Source organism: Nostoc sp. UIC 10607, assembly GCF_047228265.1.
Lineage (GTDB): Bacteria > Cyanobacteriota > Cyanobacteriia > Cyanobacteriales > Nostocaceae > Nostoc > Nostoc foliaceum_A.
Genome location: NZ_JBIQNW010000023.1, coordinates 17,112 through 32,092 on the forward strand (window position 1 = coordinate 17,112; position 14,981 = coordinate 32,092).

The following is a 14,981-nucleotide window of genomic DNA, read 5'->3' on the forward strand; positions in this document are numbered from 1 at the left end:
ACTACACGAGTGATATTTCGCCTAACAAAACTGATTCAGATGCCGCTAAGACTCTTTGGTAAACATTCATCCAGTTTTGGTATTCTACTGATGGGGCAAGCTGTTGAGTTACTTTTGTTTTGGCTCCTGCACCCAACTTTTGCCGCAATTCTGGTTGTGTTGCTAAATATCGAAGTGCAGCAATTAATTCTTCTGTACTGCCGGGATTGACTAGCAAACCGTCTACACCATCTTCTATAATTTCTGCGATCGCATCTACACGAGTGCCAATTATTGCTCGACTCGCTAGCATCGCTTCTAAAAGCGTATTGGGGCAACCGTCATGCAGTGAGGGAATTGCAAAAATATCTAAATGGGGGAGATAAGCTAAAGCTTCTTGGCGGCTGGTAATTCCAGTAATGCGGAGGCGATTACCAATACCGCTTTGCTGTACTTGTTGTTCCCAGTATTCTCGTTCTTTCTCAACAAAATCACCTATCAACAAGAGTGTTAAATCTAACTCTTTACTCAACTGGGCGCAAGCATCGAGGAGAAATTCAATGCCCTTCTTGTCTCGGAACCTACCCGATGAACCAATAACAATACCTGGCAATTCGTTAATTAGAGACGGAGTGGGGAATTGTTCAAAGTTAATAGGTGCGATGGAATTCCAGAAAGCTGATGATTTTAACTTCACACTTGGACTAATAACACTAGCTCTTTTGAGCAAGTCACGGCTGACAAATGTCACCCAAGCAGAATTTTCTAAAATCCATGCTATTTGAGCATGATTCTTAGGATTAAAAATATGCTTATGTAAGTCGCTACCACGAACACTATTGATTACCGGAACATCATTTTCTTTTGCTAAAAGTGTTGTTACATAACCTGTTTCATTCATAAAGAAGGCGTGAAACAAGTCAAAGCTATGTTTTTGATGCAGACATTTTAGTTGAAAGTAAACGTCGCTAAAAAAGTCTTGGATTTCTGTTGTTTGATTGCGAACGGCTGACTTAATGCGATGCACAAACACACCATCTTGAAGCGTTGATGTGCAACTTGCTCGTCTGCGACTTCCATCAGAAACTAGGCGTTGTTTGGAACGAAAAACTGCAACGTGAACTTCATAGCCACTGTTAATTAGCATCTGGGAAATTCGATGTACTGATTCACCAACCCCGCCAATATCGGGTGGATATTCGAGTGTAGTAATACAAATTCTTATTTTATCCATGATTATATTTTTCTATGAATTTATTATGCAACTTTTTGTTTAACTGCTAAAGTTTTTAATATGGTTGCAGTCTTTTCAACTCCGCTGGAATCAAAGCTAATTTTGTTTGGTTGCTCTTTGAGGTAATTAATAATATTAATAGCAAAGTAATCGGGTTGCAAATCATTAGGATTGATAAATTTGACGATTCCTAAATTGCTTAACTTTTCGGCTCTAATAGTTTGTTCTCGATCCTGGTTGCCTGTAAAGGGAAGAATCATGGCTCGTACACCTGTGGTTAGAACATTCATTGTGGTGTTATAGCCAGACATATTTATTGAAAGGTCTGCTTTTTTCATGTAATTTAGCAAGTAAGGAGTATAGCGTCGAATGTGGAGATTTTTACTATGTCTTGCCATTGCTTGCAACTCATGAAATTTTGAATCTGGGATGAATGGCCCGGTAAAAACCTGAATGTTGTGCGGTAATACTTTCTCTAAGAAAGGGGCTGTGTTCACTACAGATTCAAGCAATTCATGACCAAATCTCCCACCTCCTACGCTGACTAAAATTAGGGGTTTGTCTGAGCTAATAATTTCTCGATCTTCATCAGTTAAAATAGGATTTATCGGTGGTTCTTGTACGACATATCCAGTGTAATATACTTGACAGTTAAGGTCGTTAACTCTAGAAAAGGTTGCTTCTATTGGGACTAATTCTGGGTCACCGTGAACCAGTAACATATCAAAATATTTGTTCATTAAGTTACATACTTTTTCTTCGTGTTTCGCCTGTTTTTCTGGTTTAGCAACTACAATATCTCGCAAGCTAGAAACAACTTTGGTTGAGCTTCTATTTGATTTTGCTCTTTCTAACAAGGGAATTAATTCAAAAGAGAAGCGTCTTCTTCCAAAGGGAAATAACTCAACTATTAAAATATCAGGCTGGAATTGGTCAAATATTTCCAGAAGTCGATTTTTTCTGATTTCCTTGACTTCGGTGAGACTAAAGGCATCATCTACTACTTGCAGTTCTGTAAATTCTGCATCAGTTTTAATTGCAGGCAAGTTTATGACTTCGACACCAGCAGGAATTTCAAATCCTTGAATTATTTCACCGCCATTAATAAAACAAATTTGGAAGTCTTTGGTTAAACCGCGCACAATTTCCCGGCTGCGAACCAGATGCCCCATACCCAAAATATGTTGGCAGTAGAACATAAGACGTTTCATAACAACTTTACCTCTTTAAACAATTTTGGCAATCATTGCTAATTCCGGTAATTGTTCCGGGGACTGGTAGCAAAATGGAATCACGCTCTTTTTTTTTGCTAGTAAGGTGGAGATATATTGGCTAATTTTGGGCAATCCATCCAGATTAATTGTCGTCAGGGAAATCTGCGGAGTTTGGAGTTGTTGCAACAGCGATCGCAGTAAAATATCTGGAGCTAGATCATTTGGATGAATAGCCGCCAAAACCCCCAATTTTTCCAAGTGTTCTGCACGAATGCACTGTTCTCGTGATGGTTTAATTCTAGGTATGACTACTGCTGGCTTACCCACTGAGAGAATCTCGCAAGTTGTGTTGTAGCCTCCCATTGCTACTACGGCATCTGCGGCGGCGATGTAACTCATCAAATCATCGGTAAAGTCGCTCATCTGCACCTGAGGATATGCAGCAGCTTTTTGTTCTAATGCTGCTTTATCTTTGGCGGGCATTTCCGGGCCACATATAATTAAACTTCGTAATTTATAAGAAGCTGGCAACAATGCCAAACTCGATAAATAGTTATCAATTAAGCTGTAACCATCTTCGCCACCACCCGGCGTAACTAAAATAAGTTGTTCTTCTGGACTTAATCGCAACTCACTGCGGATAAGATTTGGACTTTTACGCCCCAGTTCTGTGCGGATGTAACCACAGAACTGCACCTTCTGGGCAACCATTGGCGGTAGTTGATATTCTTGGCGGATGTCGAAAATTTCGGGAGTGCCAACCACAAGCACGGACTTGTAAAATGTATCGATTGCTTCGTAGTAACCGTGCTTTTGCCATTCTGCGATTGTCACATCTGGATGATCTAAAATGTCACGCAGAAGGAGAATTAAGGGAGTTTCCGGCAATTTTGCTTTGAGATATTCGACAGTAGCTTTTAATTCATTACGGATACCATAGGGCTTTTTGTCTACTAGAAATATATCCGGTTTAAAATTAGCGATCGCAGATAAAATTAACTCTGAGCGCAATTTCACTGTTTCATCTATTTCTGTCCCCAGATACTTGACATACATTTCACCTGATGTTGCCCGATTTAAACAGGGTAGCTTAATGTAATCAAGTCTTTTCGGGAGACGAAAACTGTGCAGCATCGGCGAACCAGAAACAACTAAAATAGAAAGTTCTGGAATCGAATCAAGTAAATGGGTGCAGATTGCCAGCATTCTGCGAATATTACCGAGACCAAAGCCATCGTGGGAATATACCATCAGTCTCATGGCTAAATGTCCCTCAATTGTTCAGTGAATAGATGCCGTACTAATTAAATAGAGTCTCAATTTTTCATGAGTATTCTATGAAACTTGTATGAGAATTTTCTCATAATTCTGCCCTGTTGGCGCAGCCTCTCGTAGAGAAGGGGTTTGCTTAGAGACCATTTATAAAGTAAATCTTTAGTCGCCGTAGTCGATTAATTCAAGTATCGAATCGACTGCGAAACTTTGACTGCTTCTTGGGGAGTAACGTTACTACAATTAGACAATTCTGGTATTACTCCCGTACCAACAAATCTGTAAAAGGGGCCATTTTGCTCTCCCAACCACTGCGATAGCAATGTTGGTTGTTTGGCATTACCGTATAATCCTTGCTCCAAAACACTTTTTCCAAATATCGGAGAATTTATCGGGTAACTCCGTGACCCAGAGGGCAAGTCGCCAATACCACCAGATGCTGACTCAATCGCAAAGCATTTATCTGCACTTAAATTTTGATAAATAACTAAGTAACGCAAGCTGTCAACATTTTCGCGCCCAGCCGAAACTAATACTTTATCGGCATGAAAATTTGCGGGTACGTAACTTGGTAATGCTAATTTTAACCCTAGCGATCGCAAAACTTTTAACTGAGTCGGTGTTAATTTTATTACCGAATTGGTTTGTGAAGGTTTAGGTTGAGCAATTACCGCAGCCGTAGAAGCAATGATACAGGCGACAACGCAAGAGGAAGCAAAGTTAACGGAGTATTTGAATAATTTCATGGTTAATAATTATACTTGCCAGATATGAATTTGCTCAACTGGGCACCCTACAAACTAATGCTTCCTCTGCCCCTCCCCCTGCTCATTTTCCACGAGTTGTGCTTGGGTGGAACGTAATTCTGCTAACGCCAATTCTAAGCGTTGATTTTTCTCATCTAACTCCCGTGTCCGTTCGCGCACTTTCCTTTCTAGCACCTGGCTATATACTTCTAGCTGTTCGTTAGCATCCTTTTGGGCTTTGATGAGTTGCTGAACTTCTTGGATAAGACGATTGAGGGAAGTCGCTAAGATGCCAACTTCATCATTAGTCGTAACGGGTGCTTGTAAATCGAAGTTAGATTCTTCTGTAACCTGTTGGGCAATATGAGTGACAGCTTGAATGGGACGGGCAATGGCGCGACTGGTGTAAATTGCTAGTAATGTGGCGATCGCAATTGATAGTGACAGGCTACCGATGATAATGTATAAGCGTAATTTTTCCGCCGTTTGTAGTTCCTGTTTTGCTTGCTGATACTCCTCGGCTGTAATTTGCACAAGGCTCGTGATGTCATGGAGAAAGTCATCCATCAAAAAAACTGACGAGCCATGCATGAAATTAAACAATTGGCTTTGTGCTGTCTTGATTTGACTGGGTGATAATTTATTGGGATTATTATCCCGAAAAAAAGCTTCTGTACGCTGTAAATAAGCACTAAAACCTTTATAGTTCTGCAACAAGGGGTAAACTGCTTTCTGCCCACTTATAGAACCATATACGGTGGGCTTGTTAATGGTATAGTTTGCTGTTAATTCAAACCAAAGTTGTCGGGCTTCGGCAACATGCTCAATTAATTGAGTATAATTTTTTTCCCACAGTTTTGGTCTATCCATGTAGAGAATCAGTTGATGTTGGGTGGTGCGGACATAAAACACACTCGTTTTGAGTTGAGATGCTTGATATAACTCTTCAAATGCTGCGTCTTCCCGCTTTTGCGCCTTATGCTTGTAATGATCTGCAATCAGAAAACCCATAGTAGTTCCCAGCACGGCGATGCTCACAAGCAGCGCATATCCAATACCGATCTTTTGACCAACCTTCAAATAGCTAAACCAATGTCTAGAGATACTTGTGTGTGTAGCTAAGTTGTTTGATAGTTGTAAGCGGCTATTTGATTGCTTAGAAGTCAGTTTACCGAACTTACTGTACTGTTTCATACTCAACCACGACTTAGATGGATTTGAATTCGTTCCAGCAAGTCACTGAAGCGAAATGGCTTAGTGATATAGTCATTTGCTCCATTGTTGAATGCGATCGCTCCTTCATGATCGTCTTTACGAGCTGTGACGATGATAATGGGTAGAGTCTCTCCTTGTCTACGAAGTTCTTTTAATACTGTCCAACCGTCCACAAATGGTAATCCCAAATCAAGCAGCATCAAATCAAATTTACTATTTTGAGCCAGAAGGAGCGCCTGCTGTCCATCTTTGGCAACGGTTGTTGTGTATCCCTGTCTGCGTAAGCCTTTTTCTATAAAAGCAGCAACACCTGCTTCGTCTTCAACAATTAAAATTTGATTCATAAATCAGGAGTCAGAATTCAGGAGTTAGAAGAATCGTCTCGTTTTCTCCATTGCCGTAATATAAGGTCAACAATTTCGTAGTCAGGACTTTAGTCCTTATTTTCTAAGCACCCTTTGTGCTTACTACAAACCATCAGAACTAGCTTGACAAAGTTCTATTAGCACTTGGGTAAGTACTAAACAATTATGTTCGCAAGCGATAACCCATCCCTCTAACGGTTTCAATGACGTTGCTGCCTAGTTTTTTGCGGAGATAACCGACATATACATCAACAATATTAGAACCTGGGTTATAGTCGTAGCCCCAAACGTAATCTAGCAGTTGTTCTCGACTAATAACCTGTCCAGGATGACGGCAAAACATTTCTGCCATTGTAAATTCACGAGCAGGTAATTCTATCAAGCGATCGCCTACTTTCACCTGTCGAGTTCGCAGATCAAGCACTACGTTACCAGCTTTCAAGACAAACTCTTGGGCATCTTTCACAGGTCTAGCAGTTCGTAAACGCAACCTTACCCGCGCCAGAAGTTCTTCAAATCGGAAGGGTTTGGTGACATAATCATCTGCGCCCCCTTCTAGTCCAGCGACTTTATCGTGAATATCACTCCGAGCCGAGAGGATAATTACAGGTAAATCTTCTCCCTGTCCCCGCAGTTCTTCTAGTACCTGAAATCCATCTTTTCCAGGCAAACCCAAATCCAAAATTAGTAAGTCAAAAGTTCCATTCTGTGCTATGTCCAGCACATGCAGTCCATCGGCAACAACTGCGGTTGTAAATCCTTGCGATCGCAATCCTTTCTCAATAAATGAGGCAATCCGGGGTTCATCTTCAGCGATGAGAATGTTGGGCATATGCACTCATTTCCTGCGGTGGATCGAGGGGTAAAACGATGGTAAACATCGAACCTTTTCCTAGTTGACTCCGAAGCAATACCTGTCCACCGTGCGCCTCGGCGATCGCTCGGACAATTGACAGCCCCAATCCCGCACCCTCGGAACGACGGCGACTGTTAGAAGTTCGAGCAAAACGTTCAAAAATCCGTTTTTGATCAACAAGGGGAATGCCTTCGCCTGTATCGCGTATCCAGAAACGTACCTTTCCTTTCGCGATCGCAGAACCTATGGAGATAGTATCACTCTTTGCAGTGTGCTGAGTAGCATTCTGCGCCAGATTGATCATAGCCTCAGTAATTCTTTGGCGATCAACTATAACCTGACCCTTTGCCACCGCATCTATTTGCCAATCGCGCTCTGCTAGTGCCTGGGCTTTGACAAATAACTCTTGGGTTAAGTCTGCTACATTCACCGTTGCCAACTGCAAAAAGTCTAAGCGTTCTGCCTTTGCCAACAAAATCATGTCATCGACTAGACGGCTCATCCGGTCTAATTCTCCTATGACCAGCGCCAAGGTTTCCTGTTGCTCTTGGGGGTCATCTCCCATCAGTTCCAGGTGTCCGCGAATGATGGTAATCGGAGTCCGCAATTCATGCCCAGCATCGTTGACAAATTCCCGCTGGGTGGCAAAAGCTGCCTCTAGTCTGTCCATCATTTCGTTGAATGTCGTTGCTAGTTCTGCCAGTTCTCCCTTACCTCGCGCAGGTAAGCGCTGGGTTAAATCTGACTCACTAATTGCATGGGCAGTGGTGGTAATCGCCCTTAGGGGAGCTAGAACCCGTCCCGCTGCCAACCACGCCAAGATGAACGATACCACAAATACTAAACTAGAAACCTCAATAATTACCGAAACTGCTTCTAGAGCTTCTGCCCGCTCACCATCTGTAGTATGGGCAATAACGAAGACACCCTGAATTTCTCCATTAATTTTAATCGGTTCTACAATATAAAGAATTTTACTAAGATCAGGGTCGGAAAATTCTTTTTCTCCCTGCTCTGGTTTGGTTTGTTTTGCCCACCGCTTCATGAGCGGTGAATCCTTGGCAAGTGATTTGGGACGCGCTCTCGGACTAGATTTATAAAATTCACCATCAACAAAGGTGATAAAGTAAGAGTCATCTTCTGGTAGTCGATACAACAGATAAGCTCTGAAAAGTCTGATCAAATCTTCTTTGGAAACTGGAGGAGCAATTTGTTTTTTACCAGCCAGCAACCATTTCAATTGCTCTGGCCCAATCACTATGTCTTCTGGGTCGTCCTCAGTGAGTGCATCCTCTGGAGCAAAGGTTTCACCTTTAATTAACGCATTCAAAGCCGCCATGTCTTGTAACATATCTTGACGGACGCGTTCATCAATGCGCTGGTAGAGCTGGTAGCGAAATGCGGGAATGGCGATGAGAAAGGTTATCCCCAAAATCAGCAAGTACCAGAGCAAAATTCGGGTGCGTGCTTCTCCAAATACTTGCTGCCAACCTGAAAATAGCTTAGGTATTTTAATCCCAAACCTGCGATCGCGGCGATGGGTTGTAGCGCTGCTCATTTTCACCCCTCCTCACTTGAGACAGTTTATCGCAATTGAGGATTTGTCATTTGATGAACTATCCCAATCCCTACTCACTGAGACAAGCGCCAAATCTTAATAGTATTGTCCTCACTACCGCTGACAAGGGTTTTGTCATCAGGACTGAAGGTAACGGATGTCACGGTGTTAGTGTGCCCCGGCAATGTGAGAATTTCCTCTCCTGTGGCTGAATTCCATAGTTTGATAGTGCGATCGCGGCTACCACTAGCAATAATTTTACCATCGGCACTGAAGGCTACGGTTGTGACAGTGTTTGCATGTCCCACTAGTGTGCGAATTTCTTTTCCCGTAACTAGATTCCAAAGTTTGATGGAGCGTAGGCGTAGCCTGTCGTAGGCATCGCGGCTAGCACTGGCTAAAATTTTACCATCTGGGCTGATAGCTACGGCTGTTACTGTTTGAGAATTTCCCTCCAGTGTACGGATTGAATACCCTTTTGTTAGATTCCAGATTTTGATCGTCTTATCAAAACTGCCACTGGCAAGAATCACGCCATCCTGGCTCATGGCTATCGATCGCACCCAGAATGTATGCCCTACCAGTGTCCGAATTTGCTCTCCTGTTACTAAATCCCAGATTTTAATGGTGTTGTCATCACTACCAGTAACTAGGGTCTGGCTATCAGCGCTGATGGCTAGGGCATGAACTGAGTCAGAATGCCCTGTAAGAGTGCGAATTTGTTTTCCGGTTGCTAGATTCCAGATTTTGATAGTGCTGTCATCATTACCACTAACCAAAATTTTGCCATCTGGGCTAATCATCACAGCATTCACCTGCTGAGAATAGGCGTTGAGTGAAGAAATTTGTTTTCCGGTTGCTAGATTCCAAAGTTTAATTGTGCGATCGTCGCCACTGCTAGCAATTGTTTTACCATCGGGGCTGATGGTGACGGATAAAACCGAGTTTTCATGTCCCTGAAGGGTGTTCGCTAAGGAAACGTTCCCCAAAGTAATCTTTGGTGGTTGAACTAAAACCGCCTCATTTTTGCCAGAATTATTGTGCTGACTCAGCCTAGAGACCAAAGTAGTCTGAATCCGGCGAAAATGTTTATACCAAGATTCTTGGAATCCGAACAACAGAATAAAAGCACTTACCAAAACTAATGTTCTCAGTAAGGGATAAGTTTTTGGTAAATATGGGGCTTGAGTTGCGGGTATTTGCCCAGATGACTTACCCGCAGGTGGTAGTGCCAGGAGTTGTTTTGGAGTCAAGTCTCTGAGGACTTCATCGGCTGACTGGTAACGTTCATGGATGTCTTTTTTCAAAAGCTTGTCGATGACAAAATCCAATTCAGGATTTAATGGACTCCGCAAATATTCCCGCCAATTACTCACCCAGGCGTACCCAGATTCCATCCACAACTGAAAGGGGGAATTTCCCGTTAGCAGATGAAAGCAGGTAGCCCCCAAACCGAACAAGTCACTGGCGGGAAAAGCTTTACCATCTCTAATCTGTTCCAGGGGAGAATAACCATGTGAACCAATGGATGTGCCAGATTTTTGCTGAACTCTGGCTGTAAATTGCTTTGAGGAACCAAAATCAATCAGACTTAATCGCCCATCACTTTTATGACGGATAATATTTTCTGGCTTGATATCCCGATGAATAACTTTGCGATCGTGGATAAATTTCAGGATGGGCAGTAAATCTAGCAAAATAGATTGAATTTCCCTAGCGTTATACGCCTTGCGTTGCTGCAACTCCTTTAATAAATTTTCTCCATTGATAAACTGCTGCACTAAATATAGGCAGCCGTCTTGCTCAAAGTAAGCTAGCAAAGTCGGAATTTGGGGATGTTCGCCAAGGTCTTGTAGTCGCTGCGCTTCTTCTGCAAACAACTCCATCGCCTTTTTTTGCGACCAAGTTCCTTGGAATTTTGGAGCTAATTGCTTGATAACACAGCGTTCATTGAGTTTATCTACATCTTCTGATAGATAGGTTCTGCCAAATCCCCCCTCATCTGAAAGGACTCGGATGACACGGAAACGATTTCTTAAAAGTGACACCAATGGGGTGCTACAACTTTGGCAAAACTTCTTTCCATTGGGATTCAGGGGATTTGAGCAATCGGGATTTAAGCAGCAGATCATGATCTGACAGGCGCGACTGCATGACAACTTAGGCTAAGTTTGCCCCGAACTTTCCCTTAAAAAAATTAGCTCTCGCTTACTTGTGGTAGAAAACCCTGTTCTGGGGATTGGGGAATTACTTAATATAGTTAGCGTTTGTAAATAGTAGTCAGTCTTCCTCATTGGTGGAAAACTACGAGAGCCATAAGATTAATTATTCTTTCGATTATATAGTAATCTGAATAAAAAATTTTTCTAAACTTTTAAACCTAGTAATTTTGCTTGTATATTGTCAACCAATAACTGACTAAGTATTAGAGATAAACCCTGATTAATTAACCATCACTGGTTATGAAATGTAGTTAAAATGCTTACTAAATTTGTTTTAGCTATTTAAAATCGCCATAATTAATTATTCATTTTATACGTTAGTTCAAAAGGGCTTTAACTTAACTGTGCGACCTTGATTATTTGAGCCTTGCTCTCCATTTACGAATAGCACTAGCAGTTCTGGCGACAGGTGGCATGTATACATCAGGAGTATCGGAGGAATTTCCGTGTTGTGCAATACTTTTATTATTTAATTTTTGGGTAGTTAGACAGTTAGCCAAAGTAGGCAAATAGCTTTCGTTACTTAAAGCTTTTATCACTTCATCGGCAGTCTTAAACCGATCATTTAACGTAATTTTCACCATCTTTCCTAAAATCTGGGCGAAACTATCGCTAATATTTACCTCTTTTTGCCAGCATATCTCACCAGTATTTGCGTCGTAGTCAAATTCTAAAGGACTTTTAGCAGTCAACATATAAATACAAGTTACACCCAGTGCATAAATATCACTGGCATAAACTGGACGTAGAGAAAACTGTTCTGGTGGTGCAAATCCTCTAGTTCCGATAAAGTTGGTGTTTGGAGTTTGATTGATTGAGTTTTCACAAGCATTAACTAATTGCTCTTTCACCGCACCAAAATCAATTAGCACTACCCGCCCGTCATACTCACAGCGCAATAAATTCTGGGGCTTAATATCCCGATGAATCACATGATGTTTATGAAGATACTGTAATACAGGTAATAATTCCTGCAAAAACTGTTTAACTGAGCCTTCGCTTTTGGGCCCAGTTTGCCGCATTTCTCGTGCCAAAGTCAAACCCGGTACGTATTCTTGAATTAAAAAAAACTCCCCATTCGCTTGAAAGTAGTCTAATAGCATGGGAATTTGCGAATGACTACCGAGTTGACCCAAAGTTCTTGCTTCTTTTTCAAAGCGCGTACACGCCTTTTGCCAACTTTGGGGACTAGTTACTTTCGGGCAAAGCTGTTTAATGACACACAGGGGATTCCCAGGTAATACGGCATTTTTGGCTAAAAACGTGATGCCAAAACCACCTCTACCCAAAATTTGCAATATTTCATAGCGATCGCGAAATAGCCGTTTGGAACCACACATCTGACCAAGTTGAGTTTGCTGTGAAATGCTCTCTTGAGAATTCGTTATTTTCTGAGAAAAGCGATTCATTAGTATAAAATATCTGCTCTGAAATGTCTCTAATCTTACGATAAATATTCATTGGGAACAGTAAGATTACTGCATCTTTGCCAAATCCTTATTACTCTCCTATTGAAAATTCAAAAAGTCAAAATAAATTTTGTAGATTTTACGTATTGACAAGATGAATTTAATATGGGTTACAAAAATCTGGGTAACACATGAATTGGCTGTAGGGGCGTACATCTACGCCCCTACTAGGCATTTTGTGAAATGGTGTAATACCAAACCGATTGAGTACTAAGGCACTTCAATGGGAATCAAAGCATTTTCTGGCAAGTAGTTGGAAAAACGCCCTTCATCAGCAAGCACCAAAATCAGACGCAGGGGATAATCTGGCGGAACTTGCAAGTCTGCCCACGGTACTGCCAACTCTAAACAACTATTTAAAGCTACTTGAGCGCGACTGAAACGAGGATGCCATTGATGATTGTCTCCAGCTTCCCGGAATTGAATCGATTGCGTCAGCAAGTTAACTTCTAGAAGATGGTGGAAAAGGTAATTCAGTGGGGCTGTATCTGGTACATCTGCCAAGGGGACTGGGCTATTGACCATTGTTTTTTCTGGATAGAACCACAGCAAATTCAACTCTGCTGGAAAACCCCGCCCTGGTGCAACGCCACCTTTAAAGTCCAGCCGCAAATAGAAATTCAGGTGATCCACCCCATACCAAAGTCGCTGGATGACACTGCTGTTGTGCATCGTCCCCCGCGCCCCGCCAATTTCTATGCGTCCAGCTTTGTCCCAGTCTTGCTCATCACCCCTACCATCGATAACAGGATGGATAAATCCTTGTGGAGTGTGGCTTCCCTGTGCTTCGTGGATTTCGACTGGTTGTTTGAGGTAGGGCGGTACAGGTTCATTTAATGCCTTGTAAATGCCAAACAAGTGTTCTCGAAACAACTGGTCAAAAATGGCATCTTGATTTGATGAGTGTCCTGCACCAAACCACCAAAACCAGTCGGAACCCTCTGCGGCATACAATGCTTCCCACGCTTCTGGGTTGTTTTCTTCCGTTGCTTCGGGATGACTTGCGAGCATTTCTCTTGCTCCTGTCAAGTAATCCCAAGCACGATTTTTGGCGGGATCGCCGATCCAAGTGGTGAAACTACCATCTACCCAAGAACCACTATGTAGTTGCCCTCCGGGAATGGTAGCTGTGGCTGGAAATTCTTCGAGGAATTCGGAGACAGTGACGAGTTTGAGGTGGGGTTCATCGCTCAAGCTTTGATATAAAGCTTCTAGGAAAGGTTTACCATCTTGGGGATAAAATTCCCAGCAATTCTCCCCATCCAAGGCGATGGTAACTAGCCAAGGTTGATCACTGTGACTATCTCTTTGCATTTTAGCGATCGCTTGCAAATGTCCCACTAAGTCCGCGGCTGCCTGTTTTGCGGGCATCGCACCGTAGGTAAAGCCAATCAAATCTGATAATCTGTGGTCACGAAACACAATTGACAAGTCACCCTCAGCGGTTTGCAGGCGATAGGGTCGGTACAGCAGTTCTGGTTGCTGTACATTCCCCGCCCCATCCCGATGAAAAAAGTGTTTTAGCGTCCATCCCAAGACGGCTTCATCTGAGCATATCCACTTAAATCCTTGGTCAATAATATGTGGAAGTATTGCCGGGCTGACTGATTGTTCTGAAGGCCATAAACCACGAGGAATCTGTCCAAAGCGGTCTTTATAAAAGTTCCAAGCTTTCTGCAAGTGGCGGGGAATGTCTTCTTCCCACTGAAATCGCTGCTTAGGTAGTGTCATATTGGGCACAGCTACCCGACCAGAGTTGGTATCAGCTAGCAAGGGTAAAATCGGGTGAGTGTAAGGCGTGGTGGTAACTTCTAGCTGCCCCGCCTCCTGCATTTTTCGATGTTGGGGAATAATGCGGCTGAGGATTTCTCGCTGTTTGGAATAAATGCGCTGGCGATCGCTTAAAGTAAAATTCCGACCCTGTTTTAACCAAGCCGCAATTTCCGGGTCATCCCAAAACAGCGGATCGATCCAAGCTAAATTATGCCAAGCTAGCAAATCACCATAATCTGGCAATTCCCAATTTGCTAAACACCAAGCTTGCCCTTTTTCCTGCCTCTGCTGGTACAACTCGGCATAGCGAGGATGAGGATCAATTAGGGTGTGGTGATTGGCATCAAAAAAGTGTTGGATAATAAATTCCCGCTGTTGCTGGGTGAGTTGTTCATCCGGTGTCAAGCTGGCTGTGAGGTAAGGATCAAAAGCAGTGCCAGCAATATAATCTTCTAGTTGCAATATCAGCGATGGTACTAAATTCACCGTTTGGTGTAATTTAGGATACCGCTCTAAGAGCAATACCAAATCCAAATAATCTTTAGTCCCATGCAAACGTACCCAAGGTAGACGGTACTGCTGACTTGGAGATAGCGAAACGCCGCTGCCAGGAGATTTGTACAGCGGCTGATGTTGATGCCAGATAAAAGCGATGTAAAGAGGATGGGACATAAGAATAGTTAGGAGTTAAGAATGAGGAGTTAGGAGTTGATTCAAAACTCATAACTCCTAACTCCTAACTCCTAACTTTTACACCACTTGTTCAATTTCTGCAATTTCAGGAATCATTTCTTTGAGGCGGCGTTCAATACCCATTCTCAGGGTCATTGCAGAACTGGGGCAAGAACCACAGGCACCTTGCAGGCGCAGTTTTACAACAGGCCCATCCAGTTCTACGAGTTCCACATTGCCGCCATCAGACATGAGATAAGGGCGCATTTCATCTAAGACTGTTTCAACGTTGTCAATTGTGAGTTCCATAGTTTTAGACCTGCTAAGTTAATGATAGGGATTGGGGAGGCAGTGCGGTCTTCTCCCAAAGGGAGAGGCTAGCGCCAAGGGGTCTCCCCAAGTGGAG

Annotated in this window: 12 protein-coding genes; all 12 read right to left on the minus strand. The window is 42.7% G+C overall.

Translation table 11 applies throughout. The features are described 5' to 3' along the window. Position 1 precedes the first annotated feature (1 nt). Positions 2-1,213, minus strand: coding sequence for a glycosyltransferase (locus ACEYW6_RS19605; RefSeq protein ID WP_412981053.1), 1,212 nt, complete (start codon positions 1,211-1,213; stop codon positions 2-4). A gap of 23 nt (positions 1,214-1,236) precedes the next feature. Beyond that, a complete protein-coding gene (locus ACEYW6_RS19610; protein WP_412981054.1) occupies positions 1,237-2,424 on the minus strand; it encodes a glycosyltransferase family protein in 1,188 nt (395 codons plus the stop codon). Between the two features lie 15 nt (positions 2,425-2,439). Beyond that, the gene (locus tag ACEYW6_RS19615) at positions 2,440-3,687 is read right to left on the minus strand and encodes a glycosyltransferase family protein (protein ID WP_412981055.1); all 1,248 of its coding nucleotides are present in this window, start codon (positions 3,685-3,687) and stop codon (positions 2,440-2,442) included. A gap of 191 nt (positions 3,688-3,878) precedes the next feature. After that, positions 3,879-4,445, minus strand: coding sequence for a hypothetical protein (locus ACEYW6_RS19620; RefSeq protein WP_412981056.1), 567 nt, complete (start codon positions 4,443-4,445; stop codon positions 3,879-3,881). Between the two features lie 54 nt (positions 4,446-4,499). Further along, positions 4,500-5,639, minus strand: coding sequence for a HAMP domain-containing protein (locus ACEYW6_RS19625; protein WP_412981057.1), 1,140 nt, complete (start codon positions 5,637-5,639; stop codon positions 4,500-4,502). Positions 5,640-5,641: 2 nt separating this feature from the next. Then, positions 5,642-6,004 carry a response regulator transcription factor gene (locus ACEYW6_RS19630; RefSeq protein ID WP_190894121.1) on the minus strand — a complete coding sequence of 121 codons (363 nt, stop codon included), beginning with the start codon at positions 6,002-6,004 and terminating at the stop codon, positions 5,642-5,644. Between the two features lie 184 nt (positions 6,005-6,188). Continuing rightward, positions 6,189-6,857, minus strand: a complete 669-nt coding sequence (locus tag ACEYW6_RS19635; protein WP_412981058.1) for a response regulator transcription factor — start codon at positions 6,855-6,857, stop codon at positions 6,189-6,191. Next, complete coding sequence (locus ACEYW6_RS19640; RefSeq protein WP_412981059.1) at positions 6,835-8,439, minus strand: sensor histidine kinase; 1,605 nt, start codon at positions 8,437-8,439, stop codon at positions 6,835-6,837. The genes ACEYW6_RS19635 and ACEYW6_RS19640 overlap by 23 nt, the downstream gene beginning before the upstream one ends. A 74-nt stretch (positions 8,440-8,513) precedes the next feature. Then, positions 8,514-10,571 (minus strand): protein kinase domain-containing protein, encoded by a 2,058-nt coding sequence (locus tag ACEYW6_RS19645; RefSeq protein ID WP_412981060.1) that lies wholly within the window; start codon positions 10,569-10,571, stop codon positions 8,514-8,516. 446 nt (positions 10,572-11,017) lie between these two features. Next, positions 11,018-12,070: a protein kinase domain-containing protein gene (locus ACEYW6_RS19650; RefSeq protein WP_412981061.1), complete on the minus strand. Its 1,053-nt coding sequence runs from the start codon at positions 12,068-12,070 to the stop codon at positions 11,018-11,020. A gap of 270 nt (positions 12,071-12,340) precedes the next feature. Beyond that, on the minus strand, positions 12,341-14,575 hold the full coding sequence (locus ACEYW6_RS19655) for a glycoside hydrolase (RefSeq protein ID WP_412981062.1): 2,235 nt from the start codon (positions 14,573-14,575) through the stop codon (positions 12,341-12,343). A gap of 78 nt (positions 14,576-14,653) precedes the next feature. Then, the gene (locus ACEYW6_RS19660) at positions 14,654-14,884 is read right to left on the minus strand and encodes a NifU family protein (protein ID WP_012408256.1); all 231 of its coding nucleotides are present in this window, start codon (positions 14,882-14,884) and stop codon (positions 14,654-14,656) included. Between the last annotated feature and the right edge of the window lie 97 nt (positions 14,885-14,981).

Bases quoted from the DNA above. Each gene is read 5' to 3' on its own strand.
- ACEYW6_RS19605 (WP_412981053.1), bottom strand. From the start codon at position 1,213: ATGGATAAAATAAGAATTTGTATTACTACACTCGAATATCCACCCGAT.
- ACEYW6_RS19610 (WP_412981054.1), bottom strand. From the start codon at position 2,424: ATGAAACGTCTTATGTTCTACTGCCAACATATTTTGGGTATGGGGCAT.
- ACEYW6_RS19615 (WP_412981055.1), bottom strand. From the start codon at position 3,687: ATGAGACTGATGGTATATTCCCACGATGGCTTTGGTCTCGGTAATATT.
- ACEYW6_RS19620 (WP_412981056.1), bottom strand. From the start codon at position 4,445: ATGAAATTATTCAAATACTCCGTTAACTTTGCTTCCTCTTGCGTTGTC.
- ACEYW6_RS19625 (WP_412981057.1), bottom strand. From the start codon at position 5,639: ATGAAACAGTACAGTAAGTTCGGTAAACTGACTTCTAAGCAATCAAAT.
- ACEYW6_RS19630 (WP_190894121.1), bottom strand. From the start codon at position 6,004: ATGAATCAAATTTTAATTGTTGAAGACGAAGCAGGTGTTGCTGCTTTT.
- ACEYW6_RS19635 (WP_412981058.1), bottom strand. From the start codon at position 6,857: ATGCCCAACATTCTCATCGCTGAAGATGAACCCCGGATTGCCTCATTT.
- ACEYW6_RS19640 (WP_412981059.1), bottom strand. From the start codon at position 8,439: ATGAGCAGCGCTACAACCCATCGCCGCGATCGCAGGTTTGGGATTAAA.
- ACEYW6_RS19645 (WP_412981060.1), bottom strand. From the start codon at position 10,571: ATGATCTGCTGCTTAAATCCCGATTGCTCAAATCCCCTGAATCCCAAT.
- ACEYW6_RS19650 (WP_412981061.1), bottom strand. From the start codon at position 12,070: ATGAATCGCTTTTCTCAGAAAATAACGAATTCTCAAGAGAGCATTTCA.
- ACEYW6_RS19655 (WP_412981062.1), bottom strand. From the start codon at position 14,575: ATGTCCCATCCTCTTTACATCGCTTTTATCTGGCATCAACATCAGCCG.
- ACEYW6_RS19660 (WP_012408256.1), bottom strand. From the start codon at position 14,884: ATGGAACTCACAATTGACAACGTTGAAACAGTCTTAGATGAAATGCGC.